The following is a 22,205-nucleotide window of genomic DNA, read 5'->3' on the forward strand; positions in this document are numbered from 1 at the left end:
TCGGTTCGGTGGGTGCGGTCGGTCAGTTCAGTTCGTCCGCGCGTGCTACCAGCGCCTCCAGCGCCCGGAACCAGGTCCCGGCCAGCTCCCGTACCGCGTCCTCGCCGATGAGTCCGGCCGCGTACGCCCAGTGGGCGCTGAGCTCCGGCCCCTCGGGGCGGTCCTCGGTGAGGGCGTTGAGGGTGAGCGCGTGCGACATCGGCATGCCGGCGTCGGCGTCGAGGTCGGCGGCGTCCTCCTCGGCGGTGTAGGACCAGTCGGCGGCCGCGGGGCGGTCGAAGCGGCCCATGTAGTTGAACTCGATCTGCGGATCGGCGAGTTCGGCGAGGAGCGGGCCGGTCGCGGGGTTGAGCCGGCGCAGCAGGCCGTGGCCGATGCCGCCCGTGGGCAGGGCGGTGAGGTGCTCGCGGATCCGGGCCACGGCCGCGTCGAGGGCGGGTCCGCCGCCAAGGGCCGCCGGACCGGACGCACCGGGGTCGAGCCGTACCGGGACGACGCTGGTGAACCAGCCGACCGTACGGGACAGGTCGGCGTCGCCCGCGAGTTCCTCCTCGCGGCCGTGCCCCTCCAGGTCGACCAGGACCGGTCCGCCGGCGCTCGCCGCACCGAGGGTCCGGGCCCGCCAGTCGCCGACGGCCAGGGCGAACGCGGTGAGCAGGACGTCGTTGACGCTCGCCCCGAAGGCGGCCGGAACCCGGCTCAGCAGGGGGCCGGTGACGGCGGCGGGCAGGGAGAGGGACAGGTAGCGGGTGGTGGCGACGGTGTCCCGGGCCGGGTCGAGCGGGCGGGCCAGGGGCAGGTCGGCGCCCGCGGCGAGCGCGGAGGTCCACCAGGGCAGCTCGTCCTCGGCGGCCGGTTCACAGGACCGGGCGCCGAGCAGCCGAGACCAGCGGGCGAACGACAGCTCCACCGGGGCCAGTTCGGGGGTACGGCCGCCGCGGACCGCCGCCCAGGCGGTGGCCAGGTCGGGCAGCAGCACGCGCCAGGAGACGCCGTCGACCACCAGGTGGTGGACGAGGAGCAGCAGCCGTCCGGGCCGGTCCGGGCCGGCGTCGAACCAGACCGCCCGCACCATCGCCCCGGCCTCGGGGTCGAGTCCCGCCAGGGCCGTCGGTGCGTGGCGGGCGATGGCGTCCCGCAGCGCGGCCTCGCCCGGGGCGGCCCCGGACGCAGTGGTCTCGGACGCGGCGGCCTCGGACGCGGCGGCCTCGCGCACGTCGACCCGGGCGAGCCAGGTCCGTACGTCGGTGTCGGCCGCCGCGGGTACCGACAGCGCGGGCTGCGGGGTGCGGACGAGCCGGGCCCGGAGCATGTCGTGCCGTGCGGCGAGCGCCCCGAGCACGGCCAGCAGGCCGGGTTCGGTGAGGTCGGCCGGGGTGCGCAGCAGGGCCGCCTGGTGGTAGGCGGCGACGGGGCCGCCGCGGTCCAGCAGGGCGTGCATGATCGGGGTGAGCGGGACGGTGCCGGTGCCGTCGTCGTGCGCGGCCCGCCGTTCGCCCGCGCCCAGCGGGACGGCGACGGCGGCGAGGGCGGCGACGGTGCGGTGCTGGAGGACCTGGCGGGGAGTGACCCGCAGGCCGCCCGAGCGGGCGCGGGCGACGAGTTGCATGGCGACGATGCTGTCCCCGCCGAAAGCGAAGAAGTCGTCGTCCGTGCCGATCGCCTCGGCGGGCAGCCCGAGGGCGTCCGCGAACAGGTCGCGCAGGGCGCGCTCGGTGTCGTTCTGCGGGGCCCGGCCGCCGCCCGCCGCGGTGAAGTCGGGGGCGGGCAGGGCGGCCCGGTCGAGCTTGCCGTTGGAGAGCAGCGGCAGCCGCTCCAGGACGACCATGGCGGCCGGGACCATGTAGTCGGGCAGTCGGGCGGCGGCGTGGGCGCGCAACTCCGCGCCATCCGTGCCGCCCGTGCCGTCGGCGTCGACCGAGACCGCGTAGGCGATCAACTGCCGGACCCCGGGCCGGTGTTCGCGGGTCACGACGACGCTCTGCGCGATGGCCGGATGGGTGTCCAACGCGGCCTCGATCTCGGCGAGTTCGACCCGGTAGCCACGGATCTTCACCTGGTCGTCGGTGCGTCCGGCGAACTCCAGGAGCCCGTCCTCGGTCCAGCGGGCCAGGTCGCCGGTGCGGTACATCCGCTCCCCCGGCAGTCCGAAGGGGTCGGCGACGAAGCGTTCGGCGGTGAGGTCGGGCCGGCCGAGGTAGCCGCGGGCCAGGCCGGGTCCGGACAGGTACAGCTCGCCGGTGACGCCGGGCGGGACCGGACGCAGGGCGGTGTCCAGGACGTAGGCGCGGGAGTGGTGGACGGGGTGGCCGACGACCGGGCGGGCGCTGTCGCGGACCCGGCCGACGAGGGCGTCGACGGTGGCCTCGGTGGGGCCGTAGAGATTGACCGCCTCGGTGTCGCGGAGCGCGGCGAGCCTGCTCCACAGCGACTGGGGTACCGCTTCGCCGCCGAAGCCGACCAGCGCGAGCGGGCACTCGCCGCCGGGCCCGATCAGGCCGCTGTCGGCCATCCGGGCGAGCAGGGACGGGGTGACCTCGATGAAGTCGATGCCCCGGTCTCGGATGAACCCGGCGAGCAGTTCGGGGTCGCGGCGGGTGTCGTCGTCGGCGATGTGCAGGGCGTGTCCGTCGAGGAGCCACAGCTGCGGCTGCCAGGAGGCGTCGAAGGAGAACGACCAGGCGTGCCCGACCCGCAGGTGGCGCCGCCCGGTGCGCTCCTTGGCGAGGTCGTGCAGGTCGTGGCGGTGGCTGTGGAAGAGGTTGGCGACTCCGCGCTGGGTGACGACGACGCCCTTGGGGCGGCCGGTGGAGCCGGAGGTGTAGATGACGTAGGCGGGGTGGTCGGGACCGGGGGCGGTGGGCTCTGCCTGGGGAAGGCCGTCCGCGGGGGCGTCGATCCGCAGGACGGGGACGTCCGTCGAGGGCAGCGTGCCGACGGTCCCGGCGGTGGCCAGGACCAGCACCGGGCGGGCGTCGGCGAGCATGCCGGTGAGGCGGGCCCCGGGCAGGTCGGGGTCGAGGGGCAGATAGGCGGCGCCCGCCTTCATGACGGCGAGGATCGCGGCGATGTGGTCGGCGGTGCGGGGCAGGGCGAGGGCCACGATCCGCTCGGGTGCGGCGCCGTGCCCGGCCAGGACGCGCGCCAACTCGGTGCTGCGGGCGTCGAGTTCGGCGAAGGTCCAGGTGGTGCGGCCGTCGGTGACGGCGACCGCGTCCGGGGTGGCGGCGGCCTGGGCGGCGAACAGCTCCGGTACCGTGCCGAGGCGTTCGGCGGCCGGGAGGGCGTTGTCGTTCCAGGTCTCCAGGACGGTGTACCGGTCGGCGGAGCCGAGCAGGTCGAGCCGTCCGACGGGGCGCTCGGGGTCTGCGGCCATGCCGGTCAGCAGGCCGGTCAGGGCGTCCGTGATCCGCCGTACGGTGGCCGCCTCGAACAGGTCGGGGCGGAACTCGGCGGTCACCCGCAGCCGTTCGGCGGGCTCGACCGCCCAGGCCAGCGGGTAGTGGGTGGAGTCCTGGTGGTCGCGGACCGTGACGCGTGGTGCGTCACCCGGGGCCTGGTCGGGCTCTGCCACGGGGTACGACTCGAACACCACGAGCGTGTCGAAGAGTTCGCCGAGTCCGGCGGTGCGCTGGATGTCGGCGAGGCCGAGGTGCTGGTGGGCGATGAGCCGGGACTGCTCGTCCTGGAGCCGTTCCAGAAGGGCGGCCGTGCTCTCCTCGGGGCGGATCCGCACCCGGACCGGGATCGTGTTGATGAACAGGCCGATCATCGCCTCGGATCCGGCGAGTTCGGGCGCGCGGCCCGCCACGGTGGCGCCGAACACCACGTCGTCGCGTCCGGTGAGCCGGCCGAGGAGCACGCCCCAGGCCGCCTGCACGAGGGTGTTGACGGTGACACCCGCGCGCCGGGCGAACGCCTCCAGTTCCGCCGTGCGGCCGGCGTCCAGCTGCACGGTGTGGGTGTGCGGGACGGCGGCGGCCCGGTCGGGGTCGGCGGGCGCGAGCCGGGTGGGTTCGGCGAGCCCGGTGAGGGCCTCGGACCAGGCGGCGGAGTCGGCAGGGTCCTGGGCGGCCAGCAGCCGCAGGTGGGCACGGTAGGGGGCGGGCGGTGGCGGGGTGCGGCCCTCGTAGCGCGCCCACAGCTCGGCGGTGAGCAGCGGCAGCGACCAGCCGTCGAGGAGCAGGTGCTGGTGCGAGAGGACGAGGCGGTGCCGGTCCGGGCCGGTCCTGGCCAGCAACAGGCGGAGCAGCGGCGGGCGTTCGGGGTCGAAGCGGCGCCGCTCCTGCCCGAGCAGCCGGGCCCAGGCCGCCTCGTCGGCGGAGTCGGCGGAGTCGGCGGAGCCGTCGGCGCCGTCGGTGAGGTCGGCGCCGTCGGTGAGGTCGAGCTGCCGCCAGGGCAGCACTGCGGTGCGCGGTACGACGGCCACCGGGCGTCCGGAGGCCAGGTACCGGAAGCCGCTGCGCAGGTTCTCGTGGGCGTCGAGCAGGTCCTGGGCGGCGGCGCGCAGCCGGTCGGCGTCGACGGGGCCTTCGAGGTCGTAGGAGATCTGCACGGTGTAGACGTCCGGTCCCGCGTCGCCGGAGTCCAGGGCTGCGTGGAAGAGCAGTCCGGCCTGGAGCGGGGAGAGGGGCAGTACGTCGGTGCCGGCGGGCAGCGCGGCGGCCTCGGCGCGTTCGGCGTCGGTGAGGTCGAGCAGGGCGGTGGTCCCGTCCCGCTCGGCCCGCTCGTCCCGTTCGTCCAGGGCCGTGGTCGCCACCGCGGCCAGGCCCGCCACCGACTTGTGCCGGAACACGTCGCGCGGACTGAACGCCAGCCCGGCGGCGCGGGCCCGGGCGACCAGCTGCATGGCGACGATGCTGTCCCCGCCGAGGGCGAAGAAGTCGTCGTCGACACCGACCCGTTCGAGGCCGAGCACCTCGGCGACGAGGGCGCCCAGGGTCTCCTCCAGCGGGGTGCGCGGCCGGGTGTCGGTCACCTCGGCGGCGAAGTCCGGGGCGGGCAGCGCCCTGCGGTCGAGCTTGCCGTTCGGGGTGAGCGGGAGGGCGTCGAGGGCGAGCACGGCGGCCGGGACCATGTACTCGGGCAGGGCGGCCGCGGCGTGGGTGCGCAGGGCGGCGGGGTCGGCCGTCGCACCGGGGGCCGCGACGACGTACGCCACGAGCCGGTCGTCGCGGACCACGACGGTGGCGTGCGCCACGGACGGGTGGGCGGCGAGCACGGTCTCGATCTCGCCGAGCTCGATCCGGAAACCGCGCAGCTTGACCTGGTCGTCGGTGCGGCCGAGGTACTCCAGCTCGCCGTCGGTGGTCCAGCGGGCCAGGTCGCCGGTGCGGTACATGCGGCTGCCCGCCACGCCGTACGGGTCGGCGACGAACCGCTCCGCGGTCAGCCCGGGGCGGCCGAGATAGCCGCGGGCCAGCTGCACGCCCGCCAGGTACAGCTCCCCGGCGACACCGGGCGGCACCGGGCGGAGGCCGGCGTCGAGGACGTAGGTGCGGGTGTTCCACACCGGGCGGCCGATGGGGACGGAGGCCGCGCCGGGGGCGACCTCGGTCGCGGTGACGTCGACGGACGCCTCGGTCGGCCCGTAGAGGTTGTGCAGGCGGGTGTCCGGCAGGACTTGACGGAACCGGGCGGCCAGCGGGGCGGGCAGGGCCTCGCCGCTGCACATCACCTGGCGGAGGCCGGTGCGGTCGGCGGCAGCCGGCTCGTCGAGGAAGGCGCGCAGCATGGACGGCACGAAGTGGGCCGTGGTGACGCGCTCGCGCCGGATCAGGGCGGCCAGGTAGGCCGGGTCCTGGTGCCCCTCGGGCCGGGCGACGACCAGTGTGGCGCCGGTGACCAGCGGCCAGAAGAACTCCCACACCGACACGTCGAAGCCCGCCGGGGTCTTCTGCAACACGCGGTCGTCGGCGCCGAGTCGGAAGGTGTCCTGCATCCACAGCAGCCGGTTGGCGATGCCCAGGTGCGGGACGGTCACGCCCTTGGGACGGCCGGTGGAGCCGGAGGTGTAGATGACGTAGGCGGGGTGGCGGGGGTCGTAGGCGGTGGGCAGGGGGGCGTCGGCCGGGAGGTCGGGCGTGCCGTCGGCGGCCACCGTGAGGCGGGGCGCACCGGTGTCTGGAACGGCCACGTCCGCTCCCGTGACCAGGCAGGCCGGGCGGGCGTCGGTGAGCGTGTACGCCAGCCGCTCGGCCGGGTAGCCGGGGTCGAGGGGCAGGTAGGCGGCGCCCGCGCGGTGTACGGCGAGCAGGGTCACCACGAGGGCGACGGAGCGCGGCAGGGCGACGGCGACGGTCGTCTCGGCGCGGGCTCCGTGCGCGGCCAGGGTGTGGGCGAGCCGCTCGACGCGCCGGTCGAGTTCGGCGTAGGTGAGTGCGGTGTCCTCGAAGACGACGGCCGTGGCGGCGGGCGTGCGGGCCGCCTGGGCACGGAACAGTTCGGGGAGCGTGAGGTCCGGGACGGGCCGCGCGGTGTCGTTCCAGTCGGTGAGCACGCGGGCGCGTTCGTCGTCGCGCAGCACGTCGAGGGTGCCGACGCGGCGGCCGGGGTCGGCGGCGACCTGGGCCAGCAGGGACTCCAGCCGGCGGGCGAGGAGTTCGGCGGTCCGTTCGTCGAAGAGGTCGGCGCTGTACTCGATCCAGCCGTCGACGCGCTCGCCCTGCTCGACGAAGTCGAAGCTCAGGTCGAACTTGGCGCTGTCCTGCCCGACGCTCTCACGGCGGACGGTGAGTCCGGGCAGCGCGGGTCCTTCGCCCTGTCCGGTGAGGTGGACGACCATCACCTGGAACAACGGGTGCCGGGCCAGGAAGCGTTCGGGGTTGAGGGCCTCCACCAGCCGTTCGAAGGGCAGGTCCTGGTGCTGGTAGGCGGCCAGGTCGGTGTCCCGGACCCGGACCAGCAGCTCGGCGAAGGTGGGGTCGCCGGACAGGTCGGTGCGCAGCACCAGGGAGTTGACGAAGAAGCCGACCAGGTCTTCGAGGGCCTCGTCGGACCGCCCGGACACCGGGGCGCCGAGCGGGATGTCGTCGCCCGCGCCGAGCCGGTGCAGCAGCGCGGCCACCGCGGCCTGGGCCACCATGAACATGCTGACGCCGTGGGCGCGGGCCAGGCCGCGCAGGGCGCCGGCCAGGGCGGGCGGGACGGTGAAGCCGGTGGTGCCGCCGCGCCCGCTGGGCTCGGCGGGCCGCGGCCGGTCGGCAGGCAGGTTCAGCTCGGCGGGCAGTCCGCGCAGGGCCTCGGTCCAGTGGGCGAGCAGATCCGGCTCGGTGGCGGCCAGCAGGTCGCGCTGCCAGAGCGTGTGGTCGGCGTAACTCGCGGGCAGCGGAGCCCAGTCGGGGGCGCGCCCGGCCGTGCGGGCCGCGTAGGCGGTGGCGAGGTCGGCGAGCAGCGGGCGGTCGGACCACTCGTCGGTGGCGATGTGGTGCAGCAGGAGCAGCAGGACGTGCTCGCCGGGCCCGGTCTCGAACAGGGTGGCACGGAACGGGAGTTCGCGTTCCAGGTCGAAGACGTGTGCGGCGCGGGACGCGAGGTCCTCGAACGCGGCTGCCTCCAGAGGGACTTGGGCATCGGCCAGGATCCGCTGGTACGGCACGCCGTCGACCGCCGGGAAGACGGTCCGCAGCGGGGTGTGCCGGGCGGCCACGTCGTTCAGGGCGGCCTGGAGGGCGGCCCGGTCGAGGGGGCCGGTCAGCCGCCAGGCCGAGGGGAGGTTGTACGCCGTGCTCGCGCCGTCGACCTGGGCGAGCAGCCACAGCCCGCGCTGCGCCGAGGACAGCGGGAGCAGATCGGGGCGGGGGCGGGGGGCGGCGAGCGCGGGACGCGACCCGGCGGCGGAGGTGTCGGTGCGGGCGGCGAGCAGGGCCACGGTCGGCGCCTCGAAGACGTCCCGGACCGTCAGTTCCGTACCGAGTGCGCTGCGGACGCGGCTGACCAGACGCATGGCGAGCAGCGAGTGGCCGCCGAGCGCGAAGAAGTCGTCGTGCACGCCGACCCGTTCGCGTCCCAGGACGTCGGCGACGAGGGCGGCGAGGATCTCCTCGCGCGGGGTGCGCGGCGCGGTGCCGTCTGCGGTGCCCGCGGTGAACTCGGGGGCGGGCAGGGCCTTGCGGTCGAGCTTGCCGTTCGGGGTGAGCGGCAGCGCGTCGAGGGTGATGTAGGCGGCGGGCACCATGTGGGCGGGGAGTGCGGCGGCGGCGTGGCCGCGCAGGGCGGTCGCGTCCACCACCGGGCCCGCGGCGGGGACGACATGGGCCACGAGCGTCTGGCCGTGCACGGTGACCGTGGCCTGCGCGACGGACGGATGAGCGGCGAGCACGGCCTCGATCTCGCCGGGCTCGACGCGGAAGCCGCGCACCTTCACCTGGTCGTCGGTGCGGCCGAGGTACTCGACCGTGCCGTCGGCAGTCCAGCGGGCCAGGTCGCCGGTGCGGTACATGCGGCTGCCCGCCACGCCGTACGGGTCGGCGACGAACCGCTCGGCGGTCAGCCCGGGCCGGTCCAGATAGCCGCGGGCCAGCTGCACGCCCGCCAGGTACAGCTCCCCCGCGACACCGGGCGGCACCGGGCGCAGGGCCCCGTCGAGGACGTACAGGCTGGTGTTCCACACCGGGCGGCCGATGGGGACGCTCGTCGCGCCGGGGGCGATCTCGATCGCGGTGACGTCGACGGACGCCTCGGTCGGCCCGTACAGGTTGTGCAGTTCGGCGTCCAGCAGGTCGTGGAAGCGGCGGGTGAGGGCGGCCGAGAGCGCCTCGCCGCTGCACAGCACGCGGCGCAGGCCGGTGCAGCCGGCGGCCGTCGGCTCCTCCAGGAAGAGCTGGAGCATGGAGGGCACGAAGTGGACGGTGGTGACGTCCTGTTCGCGGATCAGCGCGGCCAGGTAGGCGGGGTCGCGGTGGCCCTCGGGCCGGGCGACGACCAGCGTGGCGCCGGTGATCAGCGGCCAGAAGAACTCCCACACCGACACGTCGAAGCTGGACGGCGTCTTCTGCAACACCCGGTCGCCGGCTCCGAGTCGGTAGGTGTCCTGCATCCACAGCAGCCGGTTGGCGATGCCCTCGTGCGGGACGACCACGCCCTTGGAGCGGCCGGTGGAGCCCGAGGTGTAGATGACGTACGCCGGGTGCCGGGGGTCGTACGACGCCGGCAGTTCGCCCTCCGGGCCGGTGGGCAGGGCGTCGCGGATCACGCACACCGGGCGGGCGTCCTCGACCATGAGGGCGAGCCGGTCCGCCGGGTAGTCCGGGTCCAGCGGCAGATAGGCGGCACCGGCGCGGTGGGTGGCGAGGAGGGCCACGACGAGGTCGGCCGAGCGCGGCAGGGCGACGGCGACGGTCCGCTCCGGGCCCGCGCCGAGACCGGCCAGGACCCGGGCGGTGTGCTCGACCCGGGCGTCCAGTTCGGCATAGCTGAGCCGCTGCTCCTCGAAGACGAGGGCGGTGGCGTCGGGGGTGCGGGCCGCCTGGGCGCGGAACAGCTCGGGGAGGGTCAGGTCCGGGACGGGCCGCGCGGTGTCGTTCCAGCCGGTCAGGACACGGGCCCGCTCGTCCTCGTCGAGAAGGTCCAGGTCCGCGAGCGGGGCGTCCGGTTCGGCGGCGGCGTGCGCGAGGAGCCGGACGGCGCGGTCGGCCAGAGCCTCGGCCGTGCCGTGGTCGAAGAGGTCGGTGGCGTACTCCAGGAGCAGGACCACGCGGTCGGACTCGTCGGCGTAGGTGAAGTGCAGGTCGAACTTGGCCATGCCGGTGTCCATGTCGGACCACTCGGTGGCCAGGCCCAGCACGTCGGGGTCGCCGTCGGGCCGGTGGTGGTAGCCGAGCATGACCTGGAAGAGCGGGTTGCGGCCGGCCACCCGGGGCGGGTTGAGGGCCTCCACCACCCGGTCGAAGGGCAGGTCCTGGTACTCGAAGGCGGACAGCGACGACTCCCGGACCCGGCCGAGGAGTTCACGGAACGTCAGCCGGTCGCCGGACAGGTCGGTGCGCAGTACCAGGGTGTTGACGAAGAAGCCCACCAGGTCGCCGAGCGCCTCGTCGGTACGGCCCGCGACGGGTGCGCCGAGGGGGATGTCGTCGCCCGCTCCCTGCCGCTGCAGCAGGGCGGCGGTCGCGGCCTGGAACAGCATGAACATGCTGGTGCCGGTGGCCGCCGTGAGGTCGCGCAGGGCGAGGCCGGTGGCGGCGGGCAGCTCCAGGCGGACCTTGCCGCCGCGGCCGGTCGGCCCGGCGGGGCGCGGCCGGTCCGCGGGCAGCGTCAGCTCGTCGGGCAGCCCGCGCAACGCATCCCGCCAGTACGCGAGTTGGGTCTCGCCGGTGGCATCGAGCAGCTGCCGCTGCCAGAGGGTGTAGTCGGCGTACTGCACGGGCAGCGGCGCCCAGTCCGGGGCCGCACCCGCGCGGCGGGCCGCGTAGGCGGTGTCGAGGTCGGCGAGGAACGGCCGGTCGGACCACTCGTCGGTGGTGATGTGGTGCAGGACGACGGCCACCACATGGTCGCCGTCGGCCAGCCGGAACACCTCGCAGCGCAGTGGGAGTTCGGCCGTGAGGTCGAAGGGGCGGCGCTGGGCCGCCTCGATCAGCGCGGGCAGTTCGGCCTCGGTGGCCTCGGTGACGGTGAGGGCCGGGTGCGCGTCCTCGGCGGGGACGATCCGCTGGTACGGCTCCCCGTCGTGGGCCGGGAACACGGTGCGCAGCGCCTCGTGGCGGACGGCCACGTCCCGCAGGGCGGCACGCAGGGCCTCGGTGCCGAGGTCGCCGCGCAGCCGGAAGACCAGCGGGAAGTTGTAGGCGACCCCGCTGCCGGTGATCTCCTCCACGAGCAGCAGCCGGCGCTGGGCCGGGGACAGCGGGATCCGGGCGGGCCGGTCGGTCACCGGGGTGACGGGCGGCCGGGCGGGGCTCGCGGCGCCGACGCGGGCGGCGAGCCGGGCGGGGGTGGGGGCCTCGAAGAGGTCGCGGATGGCGAGTTCGGCGCCCAGTTCGGTGCGGGCGCGGCTGACCAGCCTGGTGGCGAGCAGCGAATGGCCGCCTAGGTCGAAGAAGTTGTCCTCCGCACCGGCCTCGGGCAGCCCGAGCACCTCCGCGAACAGGCGGCAGAGCACCTCCTCCTGCGGGGTGCGGGGGCCGCGGCCGCCGCCGAGGGCGACGGCGGGCTCGGCCTCGGGCAGCGCGCGCACGTCCAGCTTGCCGTTGGCGTTCATGGGCAGGCCCTCGACGGTGACGAAGGCGGCCGGGACCATGTACTCGGGCAGTTCCCGGCCGAGGTCCTCGCGCAGCCGCCGGACCAGGGCGGCGGTCTCGCGGGCGGCGGTGGGGTCGTTGGCGTAGGGGGCGGTACCGCCGCCGGGGCGGAACAGGCCTCCGGTGAGGCGGTGTTCAGCCGTCTCGGTGGTGAGGAAGACGGCGTCGTAGGTGCCGGTGCGCTCCGACCACGTCGTCAGGACGCGGTATCCGGCGCCCGCGCCGAGCGCGTGCAGGGTCTCCGGGTCGATGCCGTCCCCGGCGGTGCGGCCGTCCGGGATGCCGGTCACGCGCAGGGCGGCGGCCCACTCCGCGCCCGGGCGTTCGCCGACCCGCGCGGTCAACTGCCGGATGCCGTCCAGGAGATGGCCGACGGCCTCGGACGTCAGGCCGCCCTGCGCCAGTTCGCCCACCGTGTGGGCCGTGCTCCACTCGACCGTCGGGGCGTCTTCGAGACGGACGTCCGGCTCACCGGCGTACAGGACGACGTCGTAGCGGTGCCGGGTCAGTTCGTTGTGGTGCCGGCCGCGCTTGGTGCGCAGGTCGACGCCGTGGCCGAGGGTGGTGAAGTAGTCCGGGTCGACCAGGAGTTCCTTCTCCAGGCGCAGCCCGCGCTCCACCGCCCGCTCCAGGTCGGCGTCCGCCGTCCCCCGGGCGCGCTGGATCTCGGTGTGGAAGGTGCGGGCGAGCCGCAGGTTGCGGACGTCGCCGACGAACAGGGCGCCGCCGGGTGCGAGCAGCTCCATGGCGCCGTCGATGACGGCGGTGAGGTACTCGATGCTCGGGAAGTACTGGATGACGGAGTTGATGACGATCGTGTCGAAGTGGCCGGCGGGCAGGCCGCCGAGGTCGTCGGCGGGCCGGCAGCGCAGCTCCACCCGGGAAGCCAGCTCGGGATCCCGGGCCCTCAGCTCCGCGCCGATCTTGCGGATCACCGGGGCGGCGAAGTCGGTCGCCCAGTACTCCTGCGCCTCCGGGGCGAGCCGGGACAGCAGCAGGCCGGAGCCGACGCCGATTTCGAGGACGCGGCGCGGGTTCAGGGCGCGGATGCGGGCCACGGTGGCCTCACGCCACTCGTGCATCTGCTCGAAGGGGATGGGCCGGCCGTCGTAGGAGCTGTCCCAGCCGTCGTACTGCTCGGTGAAGACGGCGGTGCCGATCTCCTCGTACTCGTCGGAGTAGATCTCCTGCCACTCCCCCACCTGCGCGGCCTCGGCGGCGATGCGGTCGGCGGTGCGGTCGGCGGGGTCGGCGCCGGAGGGCACGACGTAGCCGACGAGGCGTTCGTCGCGGACCACGACGGCGGCCTGGGAGACCAGCGGGTGGCGGCTGAGGGCGGTCTCGATCTCGCCGGGTTCGATGCGGTAGCCGCGGATCTTGACCTGGTCGTCGGTGCGGCCGAGGAAGTCGAGGTTGCCGTCGGGGCTCCGGCGCACCAGGTCGCCGGTGCGGTACATGCGCTCGCCGGGCGCGCCGAACGGGTCGGCGACGAACCGCTCGGCGGTCAGGCCGGGCCGGTCGAGATAGCCGCGGGCCAGGCCGATGCCTGCGATGTACAGCTCGCCGGGGACGCCGTCGGGCACCGGGCGCAGCCAGGCGTCCAGGAGGTGCGCGCGGGTGCCGCGGATGGGCTTGCCGACGGTGGGCGTGGGGCTGTCGAGGGTGCCGCCGCCGAGGGCGTTGATGGTGTACTCGGTCGGCCCGTACAGGTTGTATCCGTAGGTGCCGTCGGTGTCGCGCAGGGCCGCCCACACCGTCTCCGGTACCGCCTCGCCGCCGAGCAGGACCAGCGGCGGGACGTGGCCCTCCAGCAGACCCTGCTCGATCAGCAGCCGGGCGTACGTGGGCGTGACGTTGACGACGTCGATGCGGTGCTGCTCGCAGTAGGCGACCAGCGCCTCCGCGTCGCGCCGCAACTCCTCGTCGCAGACGTGCACTTCGTGGCCCTCGACCAGCCAGAGCAGTTCCTCCCACGACATGTCGAAGGCGAAGGACACCGTGTGCGCGATCCGCAGCCGCCGGCCGCCCGCGGCGGCGATCGCGGGCTCGAAGATCTCCTTCTGGTGGTTGAGCTGCATGTTGGTCAGGCCCCGGTAGGGGGTGACGACGCCCTTGGGGCGGCCGGTGGAGCCGGAGGTGTAGATGACGTAGGCGGGGTGTTCGAGGCTGAAGCGGCGCCGGACGGGGGTGTCGGGGAGGCCGGCCAGCTCGTCCCGTACCACCGGGTCGTCGAGCAGGACGCGCGGCAGGTCGTCGCCGTCGAGGGTCGCGGAGACGGCGGCGGTGGAGAGCAGGAGCAGCGGGCGGGCGTCGGCCAGCATCAGGGAGAGCCGGTCGGCCGGGTGGTCCAGTTCCAGGGGAAGGTAGGCGGCTCCGGTACGCAGGACGGCGAAGAGCGCGACCACCATGTCCAGGGAGCGGCCCAGGCCGAGCGCGACCACCCGCTCGGGACCGGCGCCCCGTTCGATGAGCAGCCGGGCCATCCGGTTGACGGCCGCGTCGAGTTCGGCGTACGTCAGCGCGCGTTCGCCGAGGACGAGGGCGCGGGCGTCCGGGGTGCGCCCGGCCTGGCTGGCCAGCAGGTCGGCGATGGTCTCCTCGGGGACCTCGACCCGGCCGGCCGCCCACTCCTCGCGCAGGGCCGCGTGTTCGGCGGGCAGCAGCGGGTCGAGGGAGCCGACGGGTGCCGTGAGGTCGGCGGTGAGGCGGTCGACGAGGAGGGTGAAGCGGTCGAGCAGGGCGCGGGCTCGGTCGGCCGGGACGAGGTCGGGCCGGTGGGTCAGGGTGACCGTGATCCGCTGCCCGGGGGTGACGACGAGGTTGGCCGGGTAGTGGGTGGCGTCGACGTTGGCGACGGCGGTGGCGCCGTGCCGGGTGCGCAGCTCTGCCAGCCGGTCCTCGGTGTCGTTGTTGCGCAGCACGAACAGCGTGTCGAACAGCTTGCGGTGCCCGGTCTCGGCCTGGAGCACGCCGAGGCTGAGGTGCTCGTACGGCATCAGGTCGAGGCGCTCGCCCTGGACGCGGCGGAGCAGGTCGACGACCGGCTCGGCGGGGTCGAGGGCGATCCGGGTGGGGACGGTGTTGAGGAACAGGCCGATGATGTTCTCGACGTCGTGGACCTCGCTGGGCCGGCCGGCGACCGTGGTGCCGAACACGACGTCGGGGCGGCCGGTGGCGGAGGCGAGGGTGAGCCCCCAGGCCGCGTTGAGCAGGGTGTTCAGGGTGAGGCCGTGGACCCGGCCGGTCTCCCGCAGCCGGTCGCCGAGTTCGGCGGTGAGGCGGACGTCGAGCTGGTCGGGGATGACCGGTTCGAGGCCGTCGGGTGCCGTCGGGGCCAGCAGGGTGGGTTCCTCCAGGCCGGCCAGCGCGGTGCGCCAGGCGGCGGTGGCGGCCGTGTCGTCCTGCTGGTCCAGCCAGGTCAGGTAGTCCCGGTAGCTGCCGGGGTCGGGCAGCGCGGAGGCGTCGCCGCCGGTCTCGTACAGGGCGAACAGCTCGTCGAGGAAGAGCCAGGCCGACCAGCCGTCCCAGAGGATCAGGTGCCGGCCGATGACGAGCCGGTCGCCGCGCTCGGCGCCGAGCCGCAGCAGGAGCAGCCGGAACAGCGGGGGCGCGGACAGGTCGAAGCGGCGGTTGCGCTCGGCCTCGGTCAACTCCCGGACCCGCTCGTCCTGTTCGGCGACCGGGAGGCGGGAGAGGTCGACCTCGTCGAGCGGGATCTCCGGGGTTTCCGGGGTCTCGACGATGAACTGCACGGGCTGGTCGAGGCCTTCGCTGGTGAAGCCCGCGCGCAGACCCGGGTTGCGGTCCAGGATCGTGCGGGCGGCGGCGCGCAGCCGGGCCGGGTTCAGACCGGCGGCGAAGTCGAAGGTCTCGTGGACGGTGTAGACGTCCAACGCGCCCTGGTCGTAGGCCGAGTGGAAGAACAGGCCCTCCTGGAGGGGGGCCAGCGGCCAGACGTCGGCGACGGCGGCCGGGGCGGCGAGGGCGCGGATCCGGGCGTGTTCGGCGTCGGTGAGGGTGAAGGCGGCAGCGGCGGCGGGGACGGCTGCCGTGGCGGTGCCCGCGGTGGCCGCGAGGGCGGCGGGCGTGCGGTGGGTGAAGACGTCGCGCGGGCTGAGGTCAAGCCCTGCCGCGCGGGCCCGGCTGGCGACGCCGATGGAGCTGATGCTGTCGCCGCCGAGCCGGAAGAAGTCGTCGTCCGGGCCGGCGTCGGCGACGCCGAGGACGGCGGCGAAGATCTCGGTGAGCCGCCGCTCCAGGGGCCCGGCGGGCTCGCGGCGGGCGGCGCGTTCGGCCTCGGGGGCGGGCAGCGCGGCCTGGTCGAGCTTGCCGCTGGGGGTGAGCGGCAGGTCGGCGAGGACGACGTACGCCTCCGGAACCAGCGGCGCGGGCAGCGCCTCGGCGAGGGCGGCGCGCAGGTCTGCGGGGTCGGCGACGGCACCGGCAACCGGGACCGCGTAGGCGACCAGACGTCCGTCCCGGACGACGACGGCACCGCGCGCGACCGCCGGGTGGCTGGTCAACGCGGCCTCGATCTCGCCGAGTTCGATGCGGTTGCCGCGCAGCTTGACCTGCCGGTCGGTGCGGCCGAGGTAGTCGAGGACGCCGTCGGGGCGGCGGCGGACCAGGTCGCCGGTGCGGTACATGCGCGCGCCGGGCGCGGTCGCGTACGGGTCGGCGACGAAACGGTCGGCGGTGAGCGCGGGGCGCCGGTGATAGCCGCGGGCCAGCTGCACGCCGGTCAGGTAGAGCTCGCCGGGCACCCCGTCGGGCACCGGGCGCAGGCAGGCGTCAAGGACGCGCAGGCCGGTGTTCCACACGGGCCGCCCGATCGGCACGGTGGTGCCGGGCGCGCCGTCGTAGGCGTGATGGGTCACGTCGACGGCGGCCTCGGTGGGGCCGTACAGGTTGTGCAGCGGTACGCCGGTCAGGTCGCGCCAGCGCCGGGCCGCCGCGCCGGACAGGGCCTCGCCGCTGCTGAAGACGCGGCGCAGGCCGGCCGCCCAGGCGGGATCGGCGGTGACCTCCTCCGACGCGAGGAACGCGTCCAGCATCGACGGCACGAAGTGCATCGTCGTCACACCCTCGGCCCGGATCAGCCGGGCCAGGTAGGCGGGGTCGCGGTGCCCGTCGGGCGCGGCGAGCACGACCGCGGCGCCCTCGTGCAGCGCCCAGAAGAACTCCCAGACGCTGACGTCGAAACTGGACGGGGTCTTCTGCAGCACCCGGTCGCCGGCGGCGAGTCCGTAGGCGCCCTGCATCCAGGCGAGCCGGTTGCCGATGGCGCGGTGGGTGACGACGACACCCTTGGGGCGGCCGGTGGAGCCGGAGGTGTAGATGAGGTAGGCGGGGTGGTCGGGGGTGAGGGGTGCGGACCGCGGTACGTCCTGCGGCTCCTCGTCCTCCTCGACGTGCACGACCTCCAGTCCGTCCACCGCCGGCAGCCGTACGGCGTCCCGTGCCGTGGTGACGACGGTCCGGGCGCCGGAGTCGGTGAGCATGTACGCGATGCGGTCGGCCGGGTAGTCGAGGTCGACCGGCAGATAGGCCGCGCCCGACTTCAGCACTCCGAGGAGGGCGACCATCAGCTCGGCGGAGCGGGGCACGGCGACGGCGACGAACCGGTCGGGGGCGGCGCCGCGGGCGCGCAGGCGGCGGGCCAACGCCTCGGCGCGCGCGTCGAGTTCGGCGTAGGTGAGGGTGGTGCCCTCGTACACGACGGCGGTGGCGTCGGGGGTGCGGGCGGTCTGTGCGGCGATCGCGGCGGGCAGCGTGGTCGGCGGTACGGGGCGACGCTCACCCTCGCCCGGTACGGCGGCCCGCTCGGCCTCGGTGCGCAGGTCCAGGGCGGCCACCGGGCGTGCGGTGTCCTCGGCGAGGGCGTCCAGGACCAGGGTGAGCCGGTCGGCGAGCAGCCGCACCGCCTCGGCGGAGACCCGGTCCGTGTGGTGCTTGAGGCGCAGGTCGAGCCGTCGGCCGGGCTTGACGATCAGGGCCAGCGGATAGTGCACGGCGTCGTGGAAGGCGTGCCCGGCCAGGCGGACCGTGCCGGTCGGGTCGGCGAGGTCCGGTTCGGCGGGGTAGTTCTCGAACACCACCAGGGTGTCGAAGAGTTCGCCGCCGCCCGCGTGTCCGGCGGCCCGCTGGATCTCGGCGAGGCCGAGGTGCTGGTGGTCCAGCAGGGCGCTCTGCTCCTGCTGGAGGCGTTCCAGAACGGTTCCGAGGGTGTCGGCGGGGGCCCAGCTCAGCCGGGTGGGCAGGGTGTTGATGAAGAGGCCGACCATGGACTCGATGCCGGGCACGGCGGCGTCGCGGCCGGAGACGGTGGTGCCGAAGACCACGTCCTGGCGGCCGGTCAGCCCGGTGAGGAGCAGGCCCCAGGCGGTCTGGACGACCGTGCCGAGGGTGACGCCGTGCTCGCGGGCGCGGGCGGTGAGCCGGGCGGTGGTGCGCTCGGGCAGTTCGACGCGGAGCTGCGCGGGCTCGATCGGTCCGGCGGCCGGGGTCTCGACCAGGCGGGTGGGCTCGTCGATGCCGGCGAGGGCGGCGCGCCAGGCGTCCCGGGCGGCCTCCCGGTCGGCGCGCGCGACGCGGGCCAGGTAGCCGCGGTGCGGGGCGACTTCGGGGAGCGGGGCGGGCACCTCACCGTAGAGGGACAGAAGTTCGCGGTGCAGGACGGGCAGTGACCAGCCGTCGGCGACGATGTGATGGAAGGTCAGCACCAGGCGGCTGCGGTCATCCGCGAGGCGGACCAGGGCGCAGCGCAGCAGCGGGGGGCGGGCGAGGTCGAAGCGGCGGGCGCGTTCGTCGGCGGCGACGGCCTCGGCGAGGCCCGCGCGGACGGCGGGATCCTGGGCGGACAGGTCGACCTCGCGCCACGGCAGGTCGAGGCCGGTGGCGACGAGCTGGGCCGGGCGGCCGTCCGGGAGCTGGCGGAAGCAGGCGCGCAGCGGGGCGTGCCGGTCGAGGAGCCGCTGGGCGGCCTGCCGGAGGAGGGTGCCGTCAACGGGTCCGGCGAGTTCGAGCACCTGCTGGACGACGTAGGCGTCGTGCTCGGCGCCGTCCACGAGGGCGTGGAAGAAGAAGCCCTCCTGGAGCGGGCCGAGCGGCAGGACCTCGGCGACGGTGAGCGGGTCGTCGCCCTGGAGTGCGGCGAGTTCTTCGGCGGGCGGCGGGTCCCAGGGGGCGGCGGACGGGTCCTCGGCGGTGTCGGCGGTGCGGGCGACGCCGGCGAGCTGGGCGACCGTGCGGTGCCGGAAGACGTCGCGCGGGGTCAGCTCCAGACCGGCCCGGCGGGCCAGGACGAGCAGCTGGATCGCGACGATGCTGTCCCCGCCGAGCGCGAAGAAGTCGTCGTCGACGGTCACCGAGGGCACCCGCAGGGCGCGTGCGTACAGGTCGCACAGCAGGCGCTCGCGTTCGGTGCGCGGGGCCCGCCCGGAGCTGAGCAGGCCGTAGTCCGGGACCGGCAGGGCGGCGGAGTCGAGCTTGCCGCTGGGGGTGACGGGGAGCCGGTCCAGCGGGACGAGGGCGGCCGGGACCATGTACTCGGGCAGGAACTCGGCGGCGTGTGCGCGCAGCCCGGCCATCAGCGCCGTGACGTTGCGGAACGGCGCCGGGCGGTTGGCGTGCGGGTGGGCCTGGCCAGGGACGTACAGCGGGCCGAGCGGGGTGTCGGCGCCGCGCCCGAACACCGCGTCGAAGCTGCCGTCCTCGGCGTCCGCGGTCCAGGTGAGGCCGGCCCGGCAGCCGTGCCGGGCGGCGGTCTCGTACAGGGTCTCCGGGTCGACGCCGGCGCTGCCGGTGCGGCTGCTGTCGTCGAGGGCGCCGAGCGCGGCCAGGTCGGGGGCGAGGCGGGCGTTGGGGATGCCGGTGACGCGGAGACGGGCGGAGGGGTCCAGACCGGCGAGCCGCTCGGCGAGGGCGTCCGGACTGCCGAGCGCGGACCACGCAAGGTCCTGCGACTGCGACTGCGACGGGACGGCCGTCGCCGCCGTGCCGGGCCGCAGCACGACGTCGTACCGGTAGCGGGTCAGCTCGTTGTGGTGGGTGCCGCGCTTGATCCGTATGTCGGCCGTGAAGCCGTCCAGGGTCGCGAAGTAGTCCGGGTCCACGAGGAGTTCGCCCTCCCAGGCCACGGCCCGGTCGACGGCGGCACGCAGGGCTTCCTTGTCGTCGGTGGACTCCGTGTGCTCCGTGTGGGCCCGGCCCGACTCGATGGCGGCGGCCAGGGTCCGCAGCAGCCGCAGATTGCGGACGTCACCGATGAACAACGACCCACCGGGCGCGAGCAGTTGCGCCGCCGAGCGGAGGACGTCGGCGAGGTAGTCGGCGCTCGGGAAGTACTGGATGACGGAGTTGACGACGATCGTGTCGAAGTAGCCGGCGGGCAGGCCGGTCAGCTCGTGCGCGGGGCGGGCGTGCAGGGTGACCTTGCCGGCCAGTTCCGGTACGGCGTCGACCTGGGCGCGCAGTGCGCGTACGGCTTCCTCGGAGAGGTCGGTGCCGACGTACTCGGCGCAGTCGGGGGCGATCCGGGAGAGCAGCAGGCCGCTGCCGACGCCGATCTCCAGGACCCGGCGGGGCCGCAGTTCGCGGATCCGGGCGACGGTCGCGTCCCGCCACTCGCGCAGGTCGGCGAGCGGGAGGGGCAGGCCGTCGTACATGCTGTTCCAGCCCGCGAAGTTCTCCTCGAAGCCGTCGGATCCGGCGGCGGAGTAGAGGAGTTCGTGCAGGTCCTTCCAGTCGGACACGGCCTCGGCGGCCCCTGCGGTGCCGGCCGGGGAGTCCAGGGCGGGCACGACGTAGGCGGCGAGGCGGCGGTCGCCGGCGCGGTCCTCGCGGACCACGACGGCGGCCTGGTCGACGGCCGGGTGGGCGCGCAGCACCGACTCGATCTCGCCGGGCTCGACACGGAAGCCGCGGATCTTGATCTGGCTGTCGGCACGGCCGTGGAACTCAAGGCGTCCGTCGGACCTCCAGCGGACCAGGTCGCCGGTGCGGTAGAGCCGTTCGCCGGGCGCGCCGAACGGGTCGGCGACGAACCGTTCGGCGGTCAGGGCGGGCCGCCCGAGGTAGCCGCGGGCGAGTCCGGCGCCGCCGAGGTACAGCTCCCCGACCACTCCGGCGGGTACCGGCCGCAGCCGGTCGTCCAGGACGTAGGCGCGGGTGCCCGGGTCGGGGACGCCGATGGGCACGATGGTGCCGGCCGGGGTGTCCGGGTCGCAGCGGCCGAGGGTGGAGTTGGTGGTGGCCTCGGTGGGTCCGTAGGCGTTGAACATCATCCGGCCGCGCGCGTAGCGGCCGACCAGTTCGGGCGAGACGCGCTCGGTGCCGGCCAGCAGAGTGGCGGTGGGCGGGAGTTGGACGTCCTCGGGCATGGCCGCGAGCAGGGCGGGTGGCAGGATCATGAAGGTGATGCCGTGCTCGTTCGCGTAGTCGGCGAGGGGCGCGCCGGGCACCCGGCGGTCGGCGGGTACGACGACCAGCCGGCCGCCGGAGAGCAGGCCGAGGCACAGGTCCCAGAAGGCCACGTCGAAGCTGGGCGAGGCGAACTGCAGGACCCGGCTGTGCGGGCCGATCCCGAACCGCTCGCGCTGGGTGGCGACCAGCTTGGCGACGCCCGCGTGGGAGAGCACCACGCCCTTGGGGCGGCCGGTGGAGCCGGAGGTGTAGATGACGTACGCGGCGTGCGCGACCGTCAACTGGTCGGCGCCGGCGGGGTCGTGGGCCGGGTGAGCGGCCAGCTCGGCGGCGGTCTCCGGGGCGTCCAGGACCAGCGGGTCGGTGCCCGGCGGCAGGTCGGGGACCATGTCGGCGGTGGTGACGAGGCAGACCGGGCGGGCGTCGTCGAGCATGTAGGCGATGCGGTCGGCCGGGTAGTCGGTGTCGACGGGGAGGTAGGCAGCGCCCGTCTTCAGTACGGCGACCTCCGCGACGATCATGTCGGCGGAGCGGGGTACGGCGAGCGCCACGACCTGCTCGGGTCCGGCGCCCCGGGCGACCAGGGCGTGTGCCAACCGGGCGGAGCGGGCGTCGAGTTCGGCGTAGGTGAGGCGGACGTCCCCGTGGACGAGGGCCACTTCGTGGGGGCGGGCGGCGACCTGGTCGGCGAACATGCGCGGCCAGGTGAGCGCGGGCACGTCGTGCGCGGTGTCGTTCCAGTCGGCCAGGATCCGCTGCCGCTCGTCGGCGCCGAGGAGTTCGAGGTCGGCGACCGGGGTGCCGGGCCGGTCGAGGGCGTCGGCGAGGAGCGTGGCGAAGTGGCCGAGGATCCGGTCGGCGGTGGCGGGCTCGAAGAGGTCGGTGGCGTAGTCCGCGCGCACCTCCCCGTCGCTCACGGACAGCGCCAGGTCCAGCGGGCCGCCGTCGCCCCAGGGGGCGGTGCCGAAGCCGACGGCGCACAACAGGGCGCCGCCGCGGCCGGGTTCGGGGGCGAGCAGCCGTAGCAGCTCCGCGGTGGGCAGCCGATGGGCGGCGGCCTGTGCGTGGACGCTCGTGACGTGCTCGCGCAACTCGGCGAACGGCAGGGCGCCGTGCACCACCAGCCGCAGCGGAAGCCCCTGGTGAGCGACCGTCAGGTCCTGGGCCGCGCCGCCGCCGTACCGGTGCAGCAGGGCGGCGAAGGCGGCGAGCAGGGTGGGTTCGTCGGCCGTTCCGGCCGTCCCGGTGAGCGTGGCCGTGCGGACGGCACGCGGCCGGGGCTCCTGCGGGCGTACCGGATGCGGGAGGTCGAACGGCAGTGAGGTCTCCGGTGCCGGTGCGGCGAACCGTTCCCGCCAGTACTTCTCCGTGGATGCCGTCCGCGCCGTCGAAGTCGGAGTCGAAGCCGGAGCCGAGACCGAAGCCGAAGCCGCGGAAGAAGGTGCGGAAGAACGCGTGTTGCCCGACACAGCTGCCCGTGCCTCCCCATAGGTGTGGAACGGCTCAGCGGAGCCGCGACCGCTCGCATAGTAAGGTAAGGAT

At 75.1% G+C, this 22,205-nt stretch carries 1 protein-coding gene; it reads right to left on the minus strand.

Annotated elements, in window-relative coordinates:
* Positions 1-22: 22 nt before the first annotated feature.
* Entirely contained in the window at positions 23-21,982 is a 21,960-nt protein-coding gene (locus ACWGKQ_RS23440) for a non-ribosomal peptide synthase/polyketide synthase (RefSeq protein ID WP_453293956.1), read from the minus strand.
* Positions 21,983-22,205 lie beyond the last annotated feature (223 nt).

Source organism: Streptomyces sp. NPDC054770, from assembly GCF_053611985.1.